Genomic DNA, 19,431 nt, shown 5'->3' with positions numbered 1-19,431 from the left:
TATTTCTTAATCTTCTATTTGAATTAATTTTTCTATGACTGAATGAGCTTCTTTGTATGTTAATAACTCACTCAATGTATTTAATAATTGCATACGTTCTTCACGTTTCTCATTTAAACGGAGTGTTTTTTCATATTCTAGCAAGGATTTCTCTCCACGCTTAATATTATCATGAACGCCTTGACGACTAATATCGAAATGTTCGGCGATTTCACTTAAAGATAAGTCTTCTTCATAATAAAATGACAACATATCTTGTTGTTTCTCTGTCAACAGAGCTTTATAAAATGAGAACAATTGACCAATATAAATCGTTTTTTCTAACGACATTCTATTCACCTATTCTTCAGGATACTCAATATAAATAGCTAATCGATCCGCTAAATCCTTGGGTGTTACATGCTCCAATACTTCAGCAAATTCGTGTACTTCTTCTTTCGTGTATCCTAACCTATTTTGTAAGAAATATTCCCATATTTCGTGTTTTCTCACCATTTCTTGAGCCATTAGATGACCTTTTGGTGTTAATGCACTACCGCGGTAGCGTTCGTTAATTACTAGGCCTTCTTTAGCCAATTTATTAATCATTTCACTCACGGAGGCTGGAGAAACCTCTAATCCCTCAGCGATTGTTTTATTAGAGATGGATTCATCTCCTGCATGTTCATATATAAACTTTACATAGTCCTCGCGACTCTGTGACATTGACATCACCCCAATGATTTTTTTGCCAATCCTAATTTTACCATGTTTTCCCTTTAGCCTCAAATTTATTTAAACTTTTCGGTTGACTTTAGGCGCGCCTAACATTATAATTCAATTAACACTTAGGCACGCCTAAAAATTAGTGTTTGGAGGTTTGAAATGAAAAAATATATTAAATACATCATGACTCTATTTATGGTCATCATTTTGTTATTCACTTATGTAACGCCCATCGGTCATGCTCAAGCAGATAAAGAAAAAATTACAGTCACAACGACTTTTTTAGTTGATATTGTAGAACAACTCGCCCCAGAAACGTTTGAGGTTGTTTCAATTGTCCCTGCTGGTGGTGACCCGCATACGTATACAGCAACGGCTAGAAATTTAAAAGACATTACTGAATCTGACCTCGTGTTATTTCATGGTTTGCATTTTGAGGCACAGATGGCAGAAGTTTTAGATGCACTGCCACATACAAGATCTGTGACAGCGGAGTTTAATAATGACCAGCTAATCTCAATTTCTGAGGATTCTCAAGAAGTCGATCCGCATTATTGGTTCGATATAGATTTATATAAACAATCTGTTCTAACAACTCAACAAGCTTTAGTTGAAATTTACCCTGAGTATAAAAAATTAGTAAATGAAAATACAGAAAGATATATAGAAGAATTAGATGCTTTAAATCAACGGATCCATGAAAAAGTTGCAGAATTACCTGTGGAACAACGCATTCTCGTAACTCCACACGATGCCTTTGCATACTTTGCCCAGGCTTATGACTTCACAGTATATGCTCCTCAAGGAATCAGTACTGAATCTGAAGTCTCTAATGACGCAATCATTAAAACGGTTAAGTTTATTGTCGACAACGATGTGCCAGCCATATTCTTAGATACAACGTCTAACCCGCAAGCAATGGAAAAGCTTCAAGAAGGAGTCAACCAACAGGATGCAGAGGTTGTCGTTGTGGGTGGTGAAGGTCAAGAATTGTTCTCAGACTCTTTAGCTGCAACTGGTCAGTCGAATGATAATTACATTGAGATGTATCAACATAATGTGTCATTAATCGTTGATCATTTAATTCGTTAATTATAATTTAAAAGGAGTGATTCATATGAATTCAATTATTACGATCGAAAACTTATCGGTGAGATATCAACAAACTCTTGCCCTAAACAATATTACATTACAAGTTCCGGAAAATGTTCGCATGGCTATCATCGGCCCGAATGGTGCTGGTAAATCAACTTTTATAAAGGCCATTCTTAATTTAATACCCGCTAAACAACATAAGCTAAGCTTTTTCAATGACCTTACATTGAAACAAGCACGCTCTAAAATCGCTTATGTCCCCCAGACTTCAGAAGTTAACTGGCATTTCCCAACAACTGTCAAAGATGTTGTGACGATGGGAGTGAGCTCAAATCGTTGGGGCTTTCAATCTGTGAGTGAAGAGCAAAAAATTGTTGTTTCTCAAGCACTCGAAGCAATGGAACTCACTGATCTTTCGAATCGTCAAATCAGTCAATTATCTGGAGGTCAAAAACAAAGAGTCTTTATTGCACGTGCCATTGCACAAGACGCTGATTTGTATTTTTTTGATGAGCCGCTTGCTGGTGTCGACATGAAATCTGAAGCCATTATTATGGCGCAATTAAAAGAATTTCAGGACGCAGGAAAGACTAGTTTGACTGTTCACCATGACTTAAATTCAGTGCCTGATAATTTTGATTATGTGTTGTTCCTCAATAAAGAGGTTATCGCAACAGGTCCAACGGTAGATGTATTTACGCGAGAAAATATTGATAAAGCTTATTTAAATCAGTCTCAGCAAAATAATGTTGAACCGAGTTCAAATCAAGCGGGCTTACATATTCTAGGAGCTGATCAACATGTTTGATATCTCTTTTGATTATTTCTTCTGGGTTGTCGCACTTGGAACCATGGCACTCGGCTTCGCATCAGGTATTATCGGTACTACGATTGTCTTAGAAGGCCAAAGTCAATTGGGTGATGCGATTGGGCATTCAGTATACCCTGGAGTAATTATTGCTTTTATGTTATTTCAAACGAGAAATTCTCTCGTGTTACTGTTAGGTGCCATTGTTGTTGGTTATATAGCCTATGTTCTAATTAACTGGATTCACAAATATAGCCATTTTGCTTATGAAAGTGTCCTGGCACTTGTACTTTCGTCCTTTTTCAGCTTAGGTTTAATGCTTTACCGAATTGTACAAACGAATCCCAAATTCCAATCAGTGAATTTCTCTGGTTTGAATAATTATATTATGGGACAAGCCGCTTTTTTAACGCAATTTGATGTGAATGTTATTTTGATTGTTGCTGTTATCATCGCCCTTATATTTTGGCTTTATTATCCAAAGATTAAAATATATTTGTTCGATAAAACTTTTGCTGAAACCATTGCCATTAATACGAAATTTATCAATTATATCTTATTAACGTTAAGTTTATTAGCCATTGTCATTGGTTTACAAGCTGTTGGGACAAAGTTAATTAGTAGCATGTTAGTCGCTCCCGTCGTTGGGGCAATGCAATGGACAAATAACTATCCTAAAACTATCTTTTTATCAGGCTTTTTTGGCTTATTTGCTGGTTTTATGGGGACTTTACTTAGTACAAATATTTCTGATTTGGCGACAGGACCAACCATTGTAGTTGTATTGTCAGGTATCGCTTTAGTATCTGTCTTCATCGGGCCTAAAGGCTTGCTAGGCTCTTATGTTTTACGTAAAAGAGGTGTAGTGTCATGATGATTCAAATTTTATTAATTTTAATTGTTGTTGCTTTAGCTTGTAGTCTATTGGGTTCTCTATTGTTGATGCGTTCGAGTTTAATGGTAGCCGACGCCATATCACATACAATTTTATTAGGGATTGTGATTGCATTTTACTTTACGGAAGATTTGTCTTCGCCCTATTTAATTATCGGTGCAACCTTGTTCGGTGTCATTACTGTTATCTTAATTGACTTATTGACAAAGACCGGTCGAATGCAAAACGACGCAGCGATTGGTTTGGTGTTCCCCTTACTATTCTCAATTGCCGTTATTATCATCTCCAAATATTATACAAATGTGCATTTAGACATTGATATGGTCCTTTTAGGTCAAGTCGAACTGGCACCATTACGCCAAGTTGAAATATTCTCAATTCAAATGCCACAGGCATTCTTTATTGGTTTGATTATTTTATTCATTAATTTGGCTTTTATCTTTATTTTCTATAATCCATTGAAGATTCGTTTGTTTGATGAAACCTTTGCTCGAACTATTGGAATTAATGTTGCTGCACTCGACTTAGTATTGATGACTTTAGTTTCGCTGACGGCAGTCACTTCCTTTGAAAGTGTTGGGTCTATTCTAGTCATTGCCTTAATGGCAGCGCCTGGGATGACCGCTAGATGTTTTACGAATAAATTTAGCACTTTATTAATCGGTTCAGCTTTTATTGCTATACTTAATTCCGTTCTTGGTTATTATATTGGGATTTATCTCGATACTTCGATATCAAGCATGGTTGCTGTCACAGGTTTTGTAGTCTTTTTACTCGTGTTTTTAGGAACAAATATTATTCTTCCTAAACTCAGACAGCAGAAATTGGCACTTAAATAACTATATAATAGAAAACAAAAATATCCGTGAAGTCGATTTTTGACCTCACGGATATTTTATTAAGCTTGCTTATCTTCAATCACATCACGAACTAAATTATACATATATTGCTCAGGATCAAATTGTTGTAAGTCAGTGGCTTGCTCACCTAATCCAATATATTTAACCGGTATATCTAAATCATAACGAATCGAAAGAACAACCCCACCTTTTGCCGTTCCATCTAATTTCGTTAAAACTAAGCCGGTAATTTCGGTTGCTTCATTAAATTGTTTCGCTTGAATGAGTGCATTTTGACCTGTCGTCGCATCCAAGACTAAGAACACTTCTTGAACACCATTTGGATTCTCGCGTTCAATTATTCGTTTCATTTTTGCTAATTCTTCCATTAAGTTCGCTTTAGTTTGTAATCTTCCGGCAGTATCTACGAGTAAGTAATCGTAATTTTCTTCGTTCGCTCGTTTCACTGCATCAAAAACGACTGAAGCTGGATCGCTATTGGCTTTTCCAGTTACAACTGGAATATCTAATCGCTCTCCCCAAACATTTAACTGTTCAATGGCACCTGCACGGAAAGTATCTCCTGCGGCCATAATAACTTTTTTGCCTTCTTGTTTTAAGTTATAACCAATTTTACCTACAGAAGTTGTCTTACCAACGCCGTTTACCCCTACAAATAGAATAACGGTTGGTCCATCAGGGTTTTCTTTAATTGCGACCGTTCCTGTTTCATTCTTCTCATAAATGTTCACCATCTGTTCTAAAACTACACGTTTAACATCCTCAGGACGACTGACATTCTCTTCTTCAATCGCATCGCGGATAGCATCCGTTAAGGCAATTGTCATATTGAAACCAACATCTGCACCAATAAAGGCCTCTTCTAAATCTTCATAGAAATCCTCATCAATTTCTCTGAAACTTGTAAACAAGTCCGCAATTTTTTCGGAAAAGTTTTTACGTGTCTTTTCCATACCCTTGTCATACTTATCAAAAACAATCTCGGTGTCTTTTTCTTTCAGTTCTTCTTTAACAACCTGGTCTTCACCGGTAAAAGCACGTTTTATACGATCAAAAATACCCATAATCTCACTCCTTATTTGCTTATATTATAACACTTCTATTGCTTAATAAAATGATGGATTGCTTTCGCAACACCGTCATTATCATTTGTATCTGTGATATATGAAGCACTGTCTTTTATCTCTTGAACAGCATTGCCCATCGCTACCCCGTAACCAGCCATATCAATCATCGTCTGATCATTATTTTGGTCACCAATGGTCATCATTTCTTCCGGTTTGATATTTAATTGTTTACCTAATTTCTTTAACGCATTCCCTTTATTAACATTGATCTTACCAATTTCTAATTGATAAGGATGTGATAAGACAGTTTGATATTCTTCCAATAAGTCTTTATTGATTTTAGGTAGTTGCTCATTTAAGTAATCTTCAACTGTACAAATAACAAACTTGTTAAATGTATGATCTGCTTCAAAGTCATGATATCTAACAGTTTTTCTTGGTGCTGGCGTTGTATAAGCTGACTCTTTCCCATCTGGATATTCAATTGGATCATACACCCATTCAGAATCAATGGGATTTAATGGTAAATTTAAACGTTCCGTTTCTTCATACCAACGCTCTAAATCGCTCGTTTCAACAACATCATTAACGACAACTTCTCCAGTGTTCGCTTTAATCACTTGGCTTCCGTTAAATACGACTAAATACTCATCGTCGCCATCGAAACCAATATTCTCGGCAAAGTCTTTCATCGCTAAGTATGGTCTCCCTGTACATAAAACGACTTTAATATCTTTTGACTGGGCGTAATGTATAGCATTGATGTTCTCTTCTGATAAAGATTTATCTGTTCTAAGTAACGTTCCATCTAAATCTATGGCAATTAATTTTATCATTGATAACTCCTTTATTCTGATAAAGCTTCTTCCGCTTCACTTAATTTAACTGAGGCTAATTTCGAAATACCTGATCGTTCCATCGTAACACCGTATAGCCGGTCCGCACTCTCCATCGTTCCTTTTCTATGTGTAATGACGATGAATTGAGTTTGTTCTCTAAATTCTTTAATATATTCTCCGTAGCGGTACACGTTCGCATCATCTAAAGCTGCCTCTACCTCATCCAATATAACAAATGGTACAGGTTTTACTTCCAGAATAGCGAATAACAAGGCTATGGCTGTTAGCGCACGTTCCCCACCAGATAATAAGGCCAGATTTTGTTTCTTCTTACCGGGTGGTTGTGCAACGATGTCTACACCTGTTGTTAGGACATCTTTGGGGTTCGTCAACTCGAGTGAGGCTTCACCTCCACCAAATAATCTTCGGAAAGTTTGTTGGAATTTCTCATTAATGAGTTTGAATGTTGCGCTAAATCGTCGAGTAACCTCAACATCCATCTCATCCATTGTATCTTTCAGTTGACCCATAGCTGTTAATAAATCTTCTTCTTGTTCCACTAATAACTCATAACGTTCATTTAACTCATCATAGTCTTCAATTGCTTGAAGATTAATCGGTCCTAATTTATTGATGAACTGACGTAATTCCTTAACTACTTTATTGATTTCAGCTGTTGATTCAATCGGTTTAGCAATTTTCTTTGCCATCTCGAAGGTCAATTGATATTCTTGATTTAAATGATTCAAATGATTATCAATTAAGGCTTGATTTTTTTCAATCTGGGCTTGTAGTTTTGCTTGTGTTTGGAAACTACGTTGACTCTTTGCTTGAGATTTATTGAGTAAACTTTCTTTTTCATTAATCGTTTCACTTAAATCTTGGCGATTTTGACGGTCGGCTTGAATTTGTTTTTGTAGACTTTCGCTTTCTTTTTCTAATTTAGCAATGTCGTCTAAAGTTTCCTCCAGTTTTTCTTGGAGCTCTTCAATCGACGACAGTCCAAATGTCTTACTCGACTCATAATTTGTAATCCAATTATTAACTACCTCATATTGATTCTTTAAATCTGATAAAGTTTGTTTTAATTGTTTAATCTCAACGTCCATAACCGCTTTTTTCGTTGATTTGTCCTGTCTAAATTCTTCTAACTCAGCTAATTTCTTCTGACGGGCGTCTTCATCTAGGTTATGTTGTTCTAATATCCGATTTAATTCTTCAATCGAAGATTTTGCTTTCACAAGATTTTGTTCCGCTTGTTCGATTGTGATTCTCGCTTCATCAAGTTCTTCGTCGAATTCACGTATTGAATCTTTTAAAATAATCATTTGATTATTAGCTTGTTTATATGCTTGTTTAGCGTTTTGACTCGATTGGAATAAACGTTGGTAGATACCTTCTGTTTGATTTACTTGTTGACGTTGTTCTTTCAATTGTTGTTCATTGTTCGCTAACTCTTTTGAAACTTTTTCCCAATCTAGTTCAATATTTTTAAGTTGTTCTCGATGTTTCTCATAGGCTTCGCTTGCTTGTTTAATTTCATTTTGGCGCGATAGCATCGATTGTTGTCTTTGCTTTTGTTGCCCCCCGGTGAGTGATCCACCTGGCATTAACACGTCACCTTCGAGTGTTACGATCTTTACTGAATGCCCTAAAGCTCTCGCAATACTTTGCGCATCTACTAAAGTTTGAGCAACAATGGTATTTCCTAATAAGTTCTGGACAATATTCTCGTTTTTCGCATCATAACTGACTAATTCTGAAGCAACGGCGATAAAACCTTGCATTTCTTGCGCTTGAAAAAGTTTAAAACTTTGAATTTGACGTGGCTTAATGTTTGGTCGTGGTAAGAAAGTTGCTCGTCCTGCTCTTTGTTGCTTTAAGTAATTCACTGCTTCACGTGCCGCTTGGTCATTTGCTACAACGATGTGTTGCATCGATCCACCTAAAGCTGTATCGATTGCTAATTGATACGTTTCTTTTACATTTAATAAATCCGCAACCGTTCCCTCGATACCATTTAAGCGTTGCGCTTGTTGCATAACCGCACGCACGCCAGCATAGTAGCCCGTATAATTATCATGCATTTGTTTCAGTGAATTTAAACGGGTTTCAATGGTTTGAGTTTGTCTTTCTTGGTTAAAGAGCAATTGTCTTAACTCATCTCGTTGATTTGAGAGTTTTTCATTATTCTCTGTTAATTCTTGTAACAAAGTTCTTTGTTCACTCTGGCTACCCGTGAATGCCTCAAGTTCTTCTTCAGCTTCTTTGGCTTCCATTTCAAGCTTTTTAAGTTCTTTACTAGTACTGTTCATTTTCTCAACAGCTTGGTCTTTACGTGCTCTTTGTCTTTCTAAGACTGTTTTCTGCTGTTGAATTTCATTGTTTGACTTGGCTTCTAATTGATAATACTCCAACATTTCATTACGTAATTCGTCTTGTTGATTCGCATTCAATCCTTGAGATATTTGGATATCTTTATTGACTGCTTTTAGGTCTGTCATTAGTGCTTTCAAATCTGTCTCAAAGGTTTGTAATTGCTTTGTATATTCCGTGATGTCTTGGTCAAGTCTTGTCTTTTCAGCCACTTGTTCTTCATAAATATTAGCTTTATCTGCTTGTTCTGTTTCACTATATTGAATATCTTTTTCAATCATCTGTTGTTGCGCTTTTAATTTTTCAATTTGAGACGTTAATTTTTGATATGTATCCGAATTTTGATCAATTGCATTGATTAATAGATTTTGTTTGTTTTTAGATGCATCGATTTCGGTACTTAGTGTATCATTTTGCGTGATTAAATTATTTATGGTTATATCGATATTCTTTAATTGTTCCTCAAGTTCTTCCCACCCTGTTTGATAATCTTCGATTTGTTGGGTGTATAGAGAAACTTCTAGCTCTTTTAATTCTTCTTTCTTACTCGTATAAAGAAGCGCCGTCTCTCTTTGTTTTCTTAAAGGATTCAATTGTAATTCGAGTTCATGAATAATGTCTTTAACCCGGCTTAAGTTATCACTCGATTTATCTAAGCGTCTCTCAGCTTCAGTCTTACGGTATTGGTACTTTTGAACACCTGCAGCTTCTTCAAATATCGTCCGTCGTTCTTCAGGCTTACTTAAAAATATTTGCTCAACTTGTCCTTGGGAAATAATTGAAAAACTGTTCTTTCCTAACCCTGAATCTAAAAGTAAATCTACGATATCCCTTAATCTAACTTGTTCATTGTTTATTAAGTATTGACTATCACCATTTCGATTATAACTGCGAGTAATACTTATTTCACTAAAATCATAATCCAAATATCGATCCTCGTTGTTTAAAACTAAAGTCACTTTTGCAATATTCACTGGCTTACGCGCTTGTGTTCCATTAAAGATAACATCTTCCATTCGATTCCCACGTAAACTTTTAGCTGATTGCTCGCCTAATACCCATCTAATCGCTTCCGAAAGATTGCTTTTACCACTTCCGTTAGGACCTACGACAGCGGTCATTCCTTCATTAAATTCAATAACTGTTTTGTCAGCGAAGGACTTAAAGCCTGTCATCTCTACTCTACTAAGATACATTATGAAACCTCTCCAATTAAATGTTGGTAAGCAATTTTCGCCGCTTGAATTTCAGCTTGTTTTTTACTGTTCCCTTTACCTCGGCTAATTAATTTGTCATCTACAAATAAGCCCATCTCAAATATTTGATTATGATCGGGTCCTTTTTTAGAAATTAAGCGGTATTCAATTAAGACTGTTCCATGTGTTTGAGCTTTTTCTTGGAAAAGTGTCTTGTAATCTAAATTCACTTGTTTAAGAATATCTTGGTGATTTAATAACAATTGCTTGTTTAAAAAGTTAGTTACAACGTCTATACCTTGTTCCAAATATGTTGCACCTAGAAAGGCCTCAAAACAATCCGCTAAGATTGAATCTCGATGATTACCACCACTTGCAGACTCGCCTTTACCAAGTTGAATGTACTCATGAAAGTCGTTTTTTCTTGCTAACAGGGCTAAACTTGGTTCACGAACTAATTGCGCACGAGTACGAGACAAAGTTCCCTCAGGTTCTTCTGGATAAAAATTATATAAGTAATCACTCACAATAATTTCTAACACCGCATCGCCAAGAAATTCTAAGCGTTCATTCGATTCTAACAAGTGATGTTTTTGTTCATTGACATAAGATTTATGCATAAAAGCACGTTTAAATAACGCTTCATCTTCTATGTCTATGCCTAATATATTTTCTAAATGTTTTATTAATAAACTCATAGCATCCTCCTATTTACTTTCTTTCTACCAATGTTGGTAGCTCACAATGCAACACTTATTCTATCATGAAAGCTCAATGTATACCATCATAGACGTAAAAAAGAACCTCCGAAGAGGTTCTTTTCAGAAAGGAATTTAATTTATAGGCTTAATAATTATTCAGCAATTGGCTCTTCAGCTAACAGGTAGATATCTGACCATTTTAAGTCTGATCCGATTGCAGTTTCCCAATTACTTACACGGTTATTAACAGCTGTTAAAGAATAACGGAATAATGTTGGGATTACTGGTAATTCTTCCATTGCATACGCTTGCCAGTCATAGAATGCTTGTTGACGGAACTCTTCGTCGAATGATTCATCTGATTCAATCGCTGCTAATAATTCATCGTTCTCTTCAGTTGCCCAACGAGTATAGTTGAATGCAGCTGTACGACCATAAAAGCCAGTTGGGTTTGGATCTCCACCAGTTCCCCAAGCTCCTTGGTAAACATCGATGGCTGGATCATCTGCTTCAAGACGCTCGTAGAATGAGTTGAATTCCATTAATTGTCCATCAACTAATTCAACATTAATTCCAACTTCACCCCATGCTTGGATGTAGTACTGTGCGATTGGTTCTGCTGTTTCTCCACCTGACATTGAAGCGAAACCTAGAGTGAATGCTTCTCCATCTGGATCTTCAACAAAGCCGTCTCCATCGTTATCTACGAAACCAGCATCGGCCAATATTTGAGCTGCTTGCTCAGGATCATAATTATATCCTTCTTGATCTGCATTATGGTAATCGGTAAAGTTAGGTGTGATTAATGTATTCGCATTTTGACGTAAACCATAATAGAAATTAGTTGCGATAGCATCATTATCGATTGCATATGCCATTGCTTGACGTAATGCTTTATTTGTTGTTATACGTTCTGAATCGGTTACTACTTCCCCTGCTTCAGCATCCCAAGTTCCTTGTTTGAATCCAAGATAAGTATAAGCGTTTTCTAAGAATCCTACACTTTGGAAGTTAGTTGCATCTGAATATGTATCATATTGGTCTGATGGTAATGATGCGATATCATAGTTACCAGCTTTTAATTCTGAAACAATTGTTGTTGGGTTAACAACTTCAAGAATAACTTCATCAATGTTAGGACGACCATCAAAGTAATCATCAAAAGCAGAGAATGTTACTGACTCACCTGGTGTAATCGATTCGATTTGGAATGGACCAAATCCAACTGGATTCGTACGAACATATTCACTATCTTCTAATTCAGCTACTGGTACTTCACCTAATAAGTGTTCAGGTTCGATATAACTAGAAACACCCCCACCAGCTTGTAATAATGAGTTATTAAAGTTGTGATATGTAACTGTTAAGGTGTAGTCATCCACACGTTCTAATCCTGAAATTTCTTCAGCATCTCCGTTGTGATATTCTTCCATACCTACAACGTTTTGGAAGTCAGTTCCGTAACGGATACCCGTATATTCTGGGTTACCGATAACATAATAAGGGAAGATGACATCATCAATTGTGACTTCTTCACCATCATGCCAAGTTGTTCCTTCTGGAATTGTAATTGTCACTTGTTTGTTTTCTTGATCAAACTCTACATCAGCGAAACCTGAGTTATCAATTGCAAAGTTCTCATCGTATCCATATAAACCAGGGTTAATAAAACCAATAATAGATGAATCTGGTTGTCCTTGATATAACATGTTATTTAAAACACCAGCGAAAGTTGTATCAGATACTAAGGCATAACGTAAAGTTCCACCTTCGATGGGTTCACCTTCGTTTACAGCAGTAGGAGAGAAATCTAAAACATCTCCTTCGCCTTCTTCTTGTGCGTGAACTAGGTTAGCAGCTGGAGCTGCAAATACAGTTGATAAAGTAAGGGCCGTTGTTGCTAGTGCAAATGACTTTTTAAAAGATTTTTTCATAAAACTAACCTCCAATTAGTAATTCTTATTTATATATAATATATTAACCGTTTTAGATTAGATTATCAAGTATATTTTTAATTTTATTTTAATTTTATTAGATAAAAATACATAAATCGCTTCAGGATAATCTTTAAAGGCGTTTTATAATTTTTAAATATTATATTATATTGTTCTTTGAATTTCTCGGTAGCGCTTTATATGGTTTTATAAATAAAAATATTTTTTAAATCTAATAACTTGATGATGATAAATTAATGTTAAAGCTTATTTTATCATTATTATATTCGTATAAAAAAAGCACCCAGCTGGGTGCTTTCAAATACGATGTTAAATTTTTAGCTTATTCAGCAGTTGGTTCTTCAGATAGTAAGTAGATATCTGACCATTTCAAGTCCGAACCAATTTGAGTATCCCATTGGCTTACACGGTTATTAACAGCTGTTAATGTGTAGCGGAATAATGTTGGGATTGTTGGAACTTCTTCAATCATATATTCTTGCCAGTCATAGAATGCTTGTTGACGGAATTCTTCATCAAAGGATTCTTCTGATTCAATGGCTGCTAACAATTCATCATTTTCTTCTGTTGCCCAACGTGTGAAGTTAAATGGTGCAGAACGACCAAATAAACCACTTTGGTTTGGATCTCCACCAACACCGAAAGCAGCTTGAAATACATCGATGGCTGGATCGTCTGCTTCAATACGTTCGTAGAATGAATTAAATTCCATTAATTGTCCATCAACGAGTTCAACGTTAATACCGATTTGTTGCCAAGATTGGATGTAATATTGAGCAATCGGCTCAGCCGTTTCTCCACCGGACATTGAAGCGAAACCTAATGTAAATGGTTCTCCATTAGGGTCTTCAACAAAGCCGTCACCATCGTTATCTACAAAGCCTGCATCAGCAAGTAATTGTTGAGAACGTTCTGGATCAAATGTATATCCCTCTTGTTCAGCATTATGATACTCTGTAAAGTTTGGTGTAATATGTGAATTAGCGTTTTGGCGTAATCCATAATAGAATTGAGTTGCAATTGCGTTATTATCAATCGCATAAGCCATTGCTTGACGTAATGTTTTATTTGATGTGACACGTTCTGGTTCTGGTACAACTTCGCCGTTCTCTTCATCCCATGTCCCTTGTTTGAACCCGATATAAGTAATAGCGTTCTCTAAGAATCCAACAGGAGTAAAGTTCGTTGCATCAGCATATGTTTCATATTGGTCAGCTGGTAATGAAGCAATATCATAGTTTCCAGCTTTTAATTCAGATACGATTGTAGAAGAATTTACTACTTCAATAACCATTTCATCGATGTTAGGACGTCCATCATAATACTCGTCAAATGCAGTTAAAGTTACCGCTTCACCTGGTGTGATCGATTCTACTTTAAATGGTCCGAAACCAACTGGGTTTTTACGAACATATTCGCTATCTTCCAATTCAGCCACTGGTACTTCACCTAGTAGATGTTCTGGTTCGATATAATTAGAAACACCACCACCAGCTTGAAGCATTGAGTTATTAAATGTATTATACGTTACTGTTAACGTGTAATCATCCACTCGTTCAAGACCTGAAATTTCTTCAGCATCTCCATTGTGGTACTCTTCCATACCAGCAACGTTTTGGAAATCTGATCCGTAACGAATTCCAGTATAATCAGGATTACCAATAACGTAGTATGGGAAGATTACGTCATCAATTGTAATTTCTTCACCATCATGCCATGTATGTCCTTCTGGAATAGTAATCGTTACTTGGCTGTTCTCTGGATCCATTTCGATATCAGCAAATCCTGAATTATCAATAGTGAAGTTCTCATCATATCCATAAAGTCCTGGATTAAAGAAATTAATAATTTCACTATCTGGTTGACCAGTGTATAATAAGTTGTTAAGAACTCCAGAAAATGTACTATCTGATACTAAAGCGTAATTTAAAGTACCACCTTCGATAGGTTCACCTTCATTTTGTACTAAAGTATCAAACTCTAATACCCCATCTTCTCCTTCTTCTTGAGCTGAGACTAACTGCGTCGTAGGCCCAACTAAAGTCGAAGCAAATGTCATAGCTAAAGTTGTTAGCGAAACATATTTTTTAATCGATTTTTTCATTAAAATCCTCCTATAAAATGATTTCCCTAGCATTAGAATAAATAAAAAAAATTATACAGTTTTAATGCAAGCGGTATAGTACATTTTAAATCATTATCGCTTTAATATCTATAGTTTCAGGTTATTCTTATTGGTTTTTAATCATTTTAATTATAATGCAATTTAATAAAACTTTTATAATATAGACTTCATTATTCCTATACACTTTCCATATTTTTTCTATTAAATGAATGGATTTATATATATATAAAAATTTTAATATATAAGTTAAGTTTCATCAAATTTTACACATAACATTAGAAAAAAACTCATAAAAAAAACCGAGCGACGCATCGCTCGGTTCTAAAAAATAGTATTTGTAACTGTTTATCCAAGACGTTGTTTTGAATCAGCCACACGTTGGAATGCTTGTCCCATATAGTTAATACTTAACATTAGTGCTAAGATTACTCCAACAGCGGGAAGCCATACCCATACTTTGTTTTGAATAACATCTGGGTTGTTCGCCGCAGCGATTAAAGTACCTAAACTTGGTGTTTCAGATGGTAAACCGAAGCCTAAGAAAGTTAGACCTGTCTCAATACCGATATTACCTGAAAGACCTAACGTTAAGCTTGTAATGATTAATGAACTTAAGTTCGGCATTAACTCTAGATACATAATTTTCCAATCCGGTGTTCCCATCGTTTTAGAAGCACTTATATAATCTTTAGACGCCTCACTTAAAGCGGATGTACGGAACAATCGAACTCCTCCGGCCCAACCTAATGCTGATAGAATAGCAATCAGTGACCACAAATCGAATCGACGAACAATTGTTACAATGACAATGATTAATACTATTGGCGGTAAAATAATAATGAAGTCGACAATACGCATCATAATATCTTCTACGAATCCACCATAGTAACCAGCAATAATTCCTAAAGCAATACTTATAATTGATGTAATAATAGTTACGGCAAAACCAATAAATATACTATTACGTGTACCGATAATTAAGAGTGAGAGAACATCACGTCCACCCTCTTCAGCTCCAAGAATAAAACCGTTCTCACCTGGTTTAGCATATCGACTAAATAAGTCAACTTTAGTTGCTGCATCATGATCCACAATCATCGCACCAATAAATGCGATTAAAATGATTGTAATGAATACAAATAATGCAACAATGGCTGCCTTATCTTTGACAAATTCTCTTCGAATGACTTCGAATCCCATCGGAGGTAATGCTTCGCCTTCAGCTTGAGCTACCTCTAACGATTGATCTAAAGCTTCTTCATTGATTATTTGGTCTTCTTTGTTATATTGTTTTTCTTCTTTATCCATGAAACATTCCTCCTTTCTAGTTGATTCGGATTCTTGGGTCAACAAATATCATAATAATATCTGATATTAATGTTCCCAATAAAGTCATAATACCGAATAACAGTACAAGTGTCGTCATAACTGTAAAGTCACGTCCAGTGATCGATGTAATAAATAGTTGTCCCATACCTTGGTAAGTAAAGATTTGCTCTGTAATTACTGATCCTGAAATTAATCCAGTTAAAGTATAACCCATACTTTGCGCAATTGGTAACATTGAGTTTCTGAAGATATGACGACTATAAATCTTATTCATCGGTACACCTTTTGAACGAGCTGTACGTACGTAATCTTGAGATTTAGCATCTACAACTCCGGTTCTTAAGTACTGGATGATACCCGTTGTACTTAAAATACCCATTGTAAAGGCAGGAAGAATCATATGATAAATTCTAGATCCAATATATTCTAAAGTCCCAGGTTGAACACCAGAACCTACTGTACCACGAGTTGGGAACCAACCTAATGTATAACCGAATAACCAGATAAATAATAGACCTAATACGAAAGTCGGTACTGAATATGTTACAAAGTTATAAACGTTAACGGTACGATCAAAGAAAGAATTTTGGAATCGACCAGATAATAAACCTAAAGGTAAGGCAATTGCATAAGTAATAATTACAGTTAATAGTGATAGCCATAATGTTGGTCCGATACGTTGGCTAATAATTTGAGCTACTGGCATACGGTGTGCCCAACTACGACCGAAGTCTCCTTGTAATGCGCCGCCCATCCAATCAATATATCTTTCTGGCCATGATTTATTTAAACCTAATTGTGCACGCATTGCTTCAATTTGATCAGCAGAAATAGTTGGATCCACTAACCCAGTCAGTGCATCCCCGGGCATCATTGCACCTAGAACAAATACAATAATACTAAGGATAAACACTTGGGGTATCATGAGAACAACACGTCTTAATATTGTTTTCCACATAGTATTAAGCGCCCCCTTCTAAAGTCGAAGATACTTCTTTTAAAGCAACTGAGTGAGTATCAGAGACTGCTTTTAAATCATATACTCGACCATTTTCACTAAAGTATTTTGATTGGTTTTCTTGATATATCTTTTCAACGCGTAAACGGTTATTCTTATGCTCATCACGATTGTTAGGATCGATTTGAGGAATAGCCGAAAGTAAACGACGCGTATAGATATGTTGAGGATCTTCATAGATATCCTCTTTATTTCCATACTCTGTGAAGCGCCCGCGATACATAATCGCAATTTCATCACACATGTGTTTTACTACACCTAAATCATGTGATATAAATAAATAACTGACGTTATATTCTTCTTGAATTCTCTTCATGAAGTTAAGAACTTGAGCTTGAACTGATAAATCTAGTGCTGATACAGGCTCATCTGCGATAATTAATTTAGGATTAATTGCCACAGCTCTTGCTACACCGATACGCTGTCTTTGTCCACCAGAGAATTGATGCGGATATTTAGTTAAAGCATCCTCTGTTAAACCAACAATATCTAAAAGTTCCATCATACGACGACGTTCTTCATCTGGTGTCATATTCGTAAAGTTACGAATAGGCTCAGCTAAAACGTCAACGATTCTTTTTTTAGGATTAAAACTTGACATAGCGTCTTGGAATATCATCTGAACATTCTGACGATAGTCTGAGCGGCGTTTACGAGCTTCTTTTGAAACATCTTTACCGTTATAGTAAATCTCACCCGAAGTAATCTTTTCTAATCCAACAATAGCTTTACCAATTGTTGATTTACCAGATCCAGATTCCCCGACTAGACCGTAAGTTTTACCTTCTTCGAATGATAAGTCTACACCATCAACTGCATATACATAATCTGTGACTCTGTTAAGGAAGCCACTACGTATTGGATAATGTACTTTTAAATCTTTTATCTCTATTAATCCAGACATTATTCAACCTCCTCAGGGAAGTAGAAGTTTTCACGACAAGTACAACGTACCCAATGACCTTCTGCTACTTCGTGTAATTCAGGATTATGCTCATGTTCCTCTTCATTAATCCAAGGAATTCGGTGAGCAAAACGACATCCTGTTCTTGGTAGATTTGTGATTGACGGAACTACACCTTGAATAACATGTAGTTCTCCTGATTCTTCATCCACTAAATCGTTAGATTGTGGAATTGATCTTAATAATGATCTTGTGTATGGATGTTTAGGATTATTAAATAATTCTTCCACTGTTGCGATTTCCACAAACTCACCTGCGTACATTACAGCTACTCGGTCAGCCGTTTCAGCAACTACTCCTAAATCATGGGTAATTAAGATAATTCCTGACTCTGTTTCTTCTTGAATTTCATTTAATAAATCAAGAATCTGTGCTTGAATCGTAACGTCTAAAGCTGTTGTTGGCTCATCAGCGATGATGATACCTGGTTTACATGCTAAAGCAATGGCAATAATAACACGTTGTCTCATACCACCTGAAAGTTCATGTGGATATTGTTTAGCCATACGTTTTGGATTGGCAATTCCCACTTGATCTAATAATTCGAGGATACGATTATGACGTTCCTTTTTATTTAATTTAGTATGATAATATAATGGCTCTTCAATTTGTGCTTCAATCGTCATTAACGGGTTTAATGAAGCTAATGGATCTTGGAAAATCATTCCAATCTCATCACCACGAATTTTTAGATATTCTTTCTCAGACATGTTTAAAATGTTTTTGCCTTTATAGTTAATTTCTCCTGTTTGTTTTGAATTTTTTGGATCATGAAGACCTACAATCGCAGTTGCGAGTGTACTTTTACCAGAACCAGATTCTCCAACGATTGCTAATTTTTCATTCTTAGATAATGTTAATGACACACCATCTACAGCATTATAGTAATCATCTTTAACACGGAATCCAATTTCTACGTCTTTCATTTCCAATATTTTCTTGTTACTTTCCATAATTTCCCTCCGGTGTCCTTTATAAAAAAATAAAAACCCTACTTATTGAAAAACAAGCAGCGTTGTTTTTTTATATATTGCTAAAGATAGAACTATTTTAATTCATCGATGTATCTTACTGCATCACCTACTGTAGATAATTCTTCTATTCTTTCGTCATCGAACTGGATATTGAATTGATCTTCTAATTCCATAACAAGTTCCACAACGTCTAATGAATCAGCTCCAAGGTCTTCAAATGTCATTTCTGCATTTACTTTATCTTCTTGAACACCGAAACGATCTACAATCATTTCTCTTACAGTATTTAAAGTGTTTTGATTTTCACTCAATTGATACACCTCCGTTCATTATAACAAATTTTCATTCTATAACATGATACAAATAATCATCTCATTTGTCTATCATTTTTTCTAATTGATGAATTGTAAAATTAAGTGCGACAAATAAAGAAACCCATAACAGGTTCGTGTAAAATGTTAGTAATGACAAAAACATAAACACGGAGGTCTGTTATGAGCTACACACATCTTACCATAGAGGAA

At 35.6% G+C, this 19,431-nt stretch carries 17 protein-coding genes; 4 read left to right on the top strand and 13 right to left on the bottom strand.

The annotated features are described in order from the left end of the window. Nucleotides 1-6 precede the first annotated feature (6 nt). Together ylxM and ACEN3Z_RS06765 are read right to left on the bottom strand one after the other, a co-directional pair. Nucleotides 7-330 (bottom strand): YlxM family DNA-binding protein, encoded by a 324-nt coding sequence (ylxM, locus tag ACEN3Z_RS06770; RefSeq protein ID WP_407090255.1) that lies wholly within the window; start codon nucleotides 328-330, stop codon nucleotides 7-9. Between the two features lie 9 nt (nucleotides 331-339). Then, nucleotides 340-705, bottom strand: coding sequence for a metal-dependent transcriptional regulator (locus ACEN3Z_RS06765; protein ID WP_197104849.1), 366 nt, complete (start codon nucleotides 703-705; stop codon nucleotides 340-342). A gap of 159 nt (nucleotides 706-864) precedes the next feature. Between ACEN3Z_RS06765 and ACEN3Z_RS06760 the strand changes: the two genes are divergently transcribed. The 4 genes from ACEN3Z_RS06760 to ACEN3Z_RS06745 are packed head-to-tail and all read left to right on the top strand — an operon-like array spanning nucleotide 865 to nucleotide 4,342. Beyond that, the gene (locus ACEN3Z_RS06760; RefSeq protein ID WP_407090254.1) at nucleotides 865-1,797 is read left to right on the top strand and encodes a metal ABC transporter solute-binding protein, Zn/Mn family; all 933 of its coding nucleotides are present in this window, start codon (nucleotides 865-867) and stop codon (nucleotides 1,795-1,797) included. A 25-nt stretch (nucleotides 1,798-1,822) separates the two neighbouring features. After that, nucleotides 1,823-2,608, top strand: coding sequence for a metal ABC transporter ATP-binding protein (locus ACEN3Z_RS06755; RefSeq protein WP_138405385.1), 786 nt, complete (start codon nucleotides 1,823-1,825; stop codon nucleotides 2,606-2,608). After that, a complete protein-coding gene (locus ACEN3Z_RS06750) occupies nucleotides 2,601-3,482 on the top strand; it encodes a metal ABC transporter permease (RefSeq protein ID WP_407090253.1) in 882 nt (293 codons plus the stop codon). The genes ACEN3Z_RS06755 and ACEN3Z_RS06750 overlap by 8 nt, the downstream gene beginning before the upstream one ends. Beyond that, nucleotides 3,479-4,342, top strand: a complete 864-nt coding sequence (locus ACEN3Z_RS06745; RefSeq protein ID WP_407090252.1) for a metal ABC transporter permease — start codon at nucleotides 3,479-3,481, stop codon at nucleotides 4,340-4,342. Before ACEN3Z_RS06750 ends, ACEN3Z_RS06745 begins: the two co-directional genes overlap by 4 nt. A 59-nt stretch (nucleotides 4,343-4,401) precedes the next feature. Here the strand turns inward: ACEN3Z_RS06745 and ftsY are convergent, their stop codons facing one another. The 11 genes from ftsY to acpP all read right to left on the bottom strand — a co-directional run bounded on the left by ftsY (nucleotide 4,402) and on the right by acpP (nucleotide 19,218). Further along, complete coding sequence (gene ftsY, locus ACEN3Z_RS06740) at nucleotides 4,402-5,427, bottom strand: signal recognition particle-docking protein FtsY (protein ID WP_407090251.1); 1,026 nt, start codon at nucleotides 5,425-5,427, stop codon at nucleotides 4,402-4,404. Nucleotides 5,428-5,462: 35 nt separating this feature from the next. Continuing rightward, nucleotides 5,463-6,266 carry a Cof-type HAD-IIB family hydrolase gene (locus tag ACEN3Z_RS06735; RefSeq protein ID WP_407090250.1) on the bottom strand — a complete coding sequence of 268 codons (804 nt, stop codon included), beginning with the start codon at nucleotides 6,264-6,266 and terminating at the stop codon, nucleotides 5,463-5,465. An 11-nt stretch (nucleotides 6,267-6,277) separates the two neighbouring features. Further along, the gene (gene smc / locus ACEN3Z_RS06730; RefSeq protein WP_407090249.1) at nucleotides 6,278-9,841 is read right to left on the bottom strand and encodes a chromosome segregation protein SMC; all 3,564 of its coding nucleotides are present in this window, start codon (nucleotides 9,839-9,841) and stop codon (nucleotides 6,278-6,280) included. Next, complete coding sequence (gene rnc, locus ACEN3Z_RS06725; protein ID WP_407090248.1) at nucleotides 9,841-10,539, bottom strand: ribonuclease III; 699 nt, start codon at nucleotides 10,537-10,539, stop codon at nucleotides 9,841-9,843. Before rnc ends, smc begins: the two co-directional genes overlap by 1 nt. Before the next feature lie 155 nt (nucleotides 10,540-10,694). Further along, entirely contained in the window at nucleotides 10,695-12,476 is a 1,782-nt protein-coding gene (locus ACEN3Z_RS06720; protein ID WP_407090247.1) for an oligopeptide ABC transporter substrate-binding protein, read from the bottom strand. Between the two features lie 343 nt (nucleotides 12,477-12,819). Continuing rightward, the gene (locus ACEN3Z_RS06715; protein ID WP_407090246.1) at nucleotides 12,820-14,601 is read right to left on the bottom strand and encodes an oligopeptide ABC transporter substrate-binding protein; all 1,782 of its coding nucleotides are present in this window, start codon (nucleotides 14,599-14,601) and stop codon (nucleotides 12,820-12,822) included. Between the two features lie 366 nt (nucleotides 14,602-14,967). Next, nucleotides 14,968-15,822 carry an ABC transporter permease gene (locus ACEN3Z_RS06710; RefSeq protein ID WP_407090268.1) on the bottom strand — a complete coding sequence of 285 codons (855 nt, stop codon included), beginning with the start codon at nucleotides 15,820-15,822 and terminating at the stop codon, nucleotides 14,968-14,970. 124 nt (nucleotides 15,823-15,946) lie between these two features. Then, nucleotides 15,947-16,909 (bottom strand): oligopeptide ABC transporter permease, encoded by a 963-nt coding sequence (gene opp4B, locus ACEN3Z_RS06705; RefSeq protein ID WP_407090245.1) that lies wholly within the window; start codon nucleotides 16,907-16,909, stop codon nucleotides 15,947-15,949. A gap of 4 nt (nucleotides 16,910-16,913) precedes the next feature. Next, nucleotides 16,914-17,873, bottom strand: coding sequence for an ATP-binding cassette domain-containing protein (locus ACEN3Z_RS06700; protein WP_407090244.1), 960 nt, complete (start codon nucleotides 17,871-17,873; stop codon nucleotides 16,914-16,916). After that, a complete protein-coding gene (locus tag ACEN3Z_RS06695; RefSeq protein ID WP_407090243.1) occupies nucleotides 17,873-18,886 on the bottom strand; it encodes an ABC transporter ATP-binding protein in 1,014 nt (337 codons plus the stop codon). The genes ACEN3Z_RS06700 and ACEN3Z_RS06695 overlap by 1 nt, the downstream gene beginning before the upstream one ends. 92 nt (nucleotides 18,887-18,978) lie before the next feature. Next, the gene (gene acpP / locus ACEN3Z_RS06690; RefSeq protein WP_338489167.1) at nucleotides 18,979-19,218 is read right to left on the bottom strand and encodes an acyl carrier protein; all 240 of its coding nucleotides are present in this window, start codon (nucleotides 19,216-19,218) and stop codon (nucleotides 18,979-18,981) included. Nucleotides 19,219-19,431: the final 213 nt, after the last annotated feature.

Origin of the sequence: Ruoffia sp. FAM 26254, from assembly GCF_045528545.1 — a bacterium.
Classification (GTDB): Bacteria; Bacillota; Bacilli; order Lactobacillales; family Aerococcaceae; genus Ruoffia; species Ruoffia halotolerans.
This window is presented reverse-complemented; position numbering and strand designations above follow the sequence as displayed.

Coding starts and splice junctions, on each gene's coding strand:
- ACEN3Z_RS06755 (WP_138405385.1), top strand. CDS start 1,823: ATGAATTCAATTATTACGATCGAAAACTTATCGGTGAGATATCAACAA.
- ACEN3Z_RS06695 (WP_407090243.1), bottom strand. CDS start 18,886: ATGGAAAGTAACAAGAAAATATTGGAAATGAAAGACGTAGAAATTGGA.
- ACEN3Z_RS06715 (WP_407090246.1), bottom strand. CDS start 14,601: ATGAAAAAATCGATTAAAAAATATGTTTCGCTAACAACTTTAGCTATG.
- opp4B (WP_407090245.1), bottom strand. CDS start 16,909: ATGTGGAAAACAATATTAAGACGTGTTGTTCTCATGATACCCCAAGTG.
- rnc (WP_407090248.1), bottom strand. CDS start 10,539: ATGAGTTTATTAATAAAACATTTAGAAAATATATTAGGCATAGACATA.
- ACEN3Z_RS06745 (WP_407090252.1), top strand. CDS start 3,479: ATGATGATTCAAATTTTATTAATTTTAATTGTTGTTGCTTTAGCTTGT.
- ylxM (WP_407090255.1), bottom strand. CDS start 330: ATGTCGTTAGAAAAAACGATTTATATTGGTCAATTGTTCTCATTTTAT.
- ACEN3Z_RS06735 (WP_407090250.1), bottom strand. CDS start 6,266: ATGATAAAATTAATTGCCATAGATTTAGATGGAACGTTACTTAGAACA.
- ftsY (WP_407090251.1), bottom strand. CDS start 5,427: ATGGGTATTTTTGATCGTATAAAACGTGCTTTTACCGGTGAAGACCAG.
- ACEN3Z_RS06750 (WP_407090253.1), top strand. CDS start 2,601: ATGTTTGATATCTCTTTTGATTATTTCTTCTGGGTTGTCGCACTTGGA.
- ACEN3Z_RS06765 (WP_197104849.1), bottom strand. CDS start 705: ATGTCACAGAGTCGCGAGGACTATGTAAAGTTTATATATGAACATGCA.
- ACEN3Z_RS06700 (WP_407090244.1), bottom strand. CDS start 17,873: ATGTCTGGATTAATAGAGATAAAAGATTTAAAAGTACATTATCCAATA.
- smc (WP_407090249.1), bottom strand. CDS start 9,841: ATGTATCTTAGTAGAGTAGAGATGACAGGCTTTAAGTCCTTCGCTGAC.
- ACEN3Z_RS06710 (WP_407090268.1), bottom strand. CDS start 15,822: ATGGGATTCGAAGTCATTCGAAGAGAATTTGTCAAAGATAAGGCAGCC.
- ACEN3Z_RS06760 (WP_407090254.1), top strand. CDS start 865: ATGAAAAAATATATTAAATACATCATGACTCTATTTATGGTCATCATT.
- ACEN3Z_RS06720 (WP_407090247.1), bottom strand. CDS start 12,476: ATGAAAAAATCTTTTAAAAAGTCATTTGCACTAGCAACAACGGCCCTT.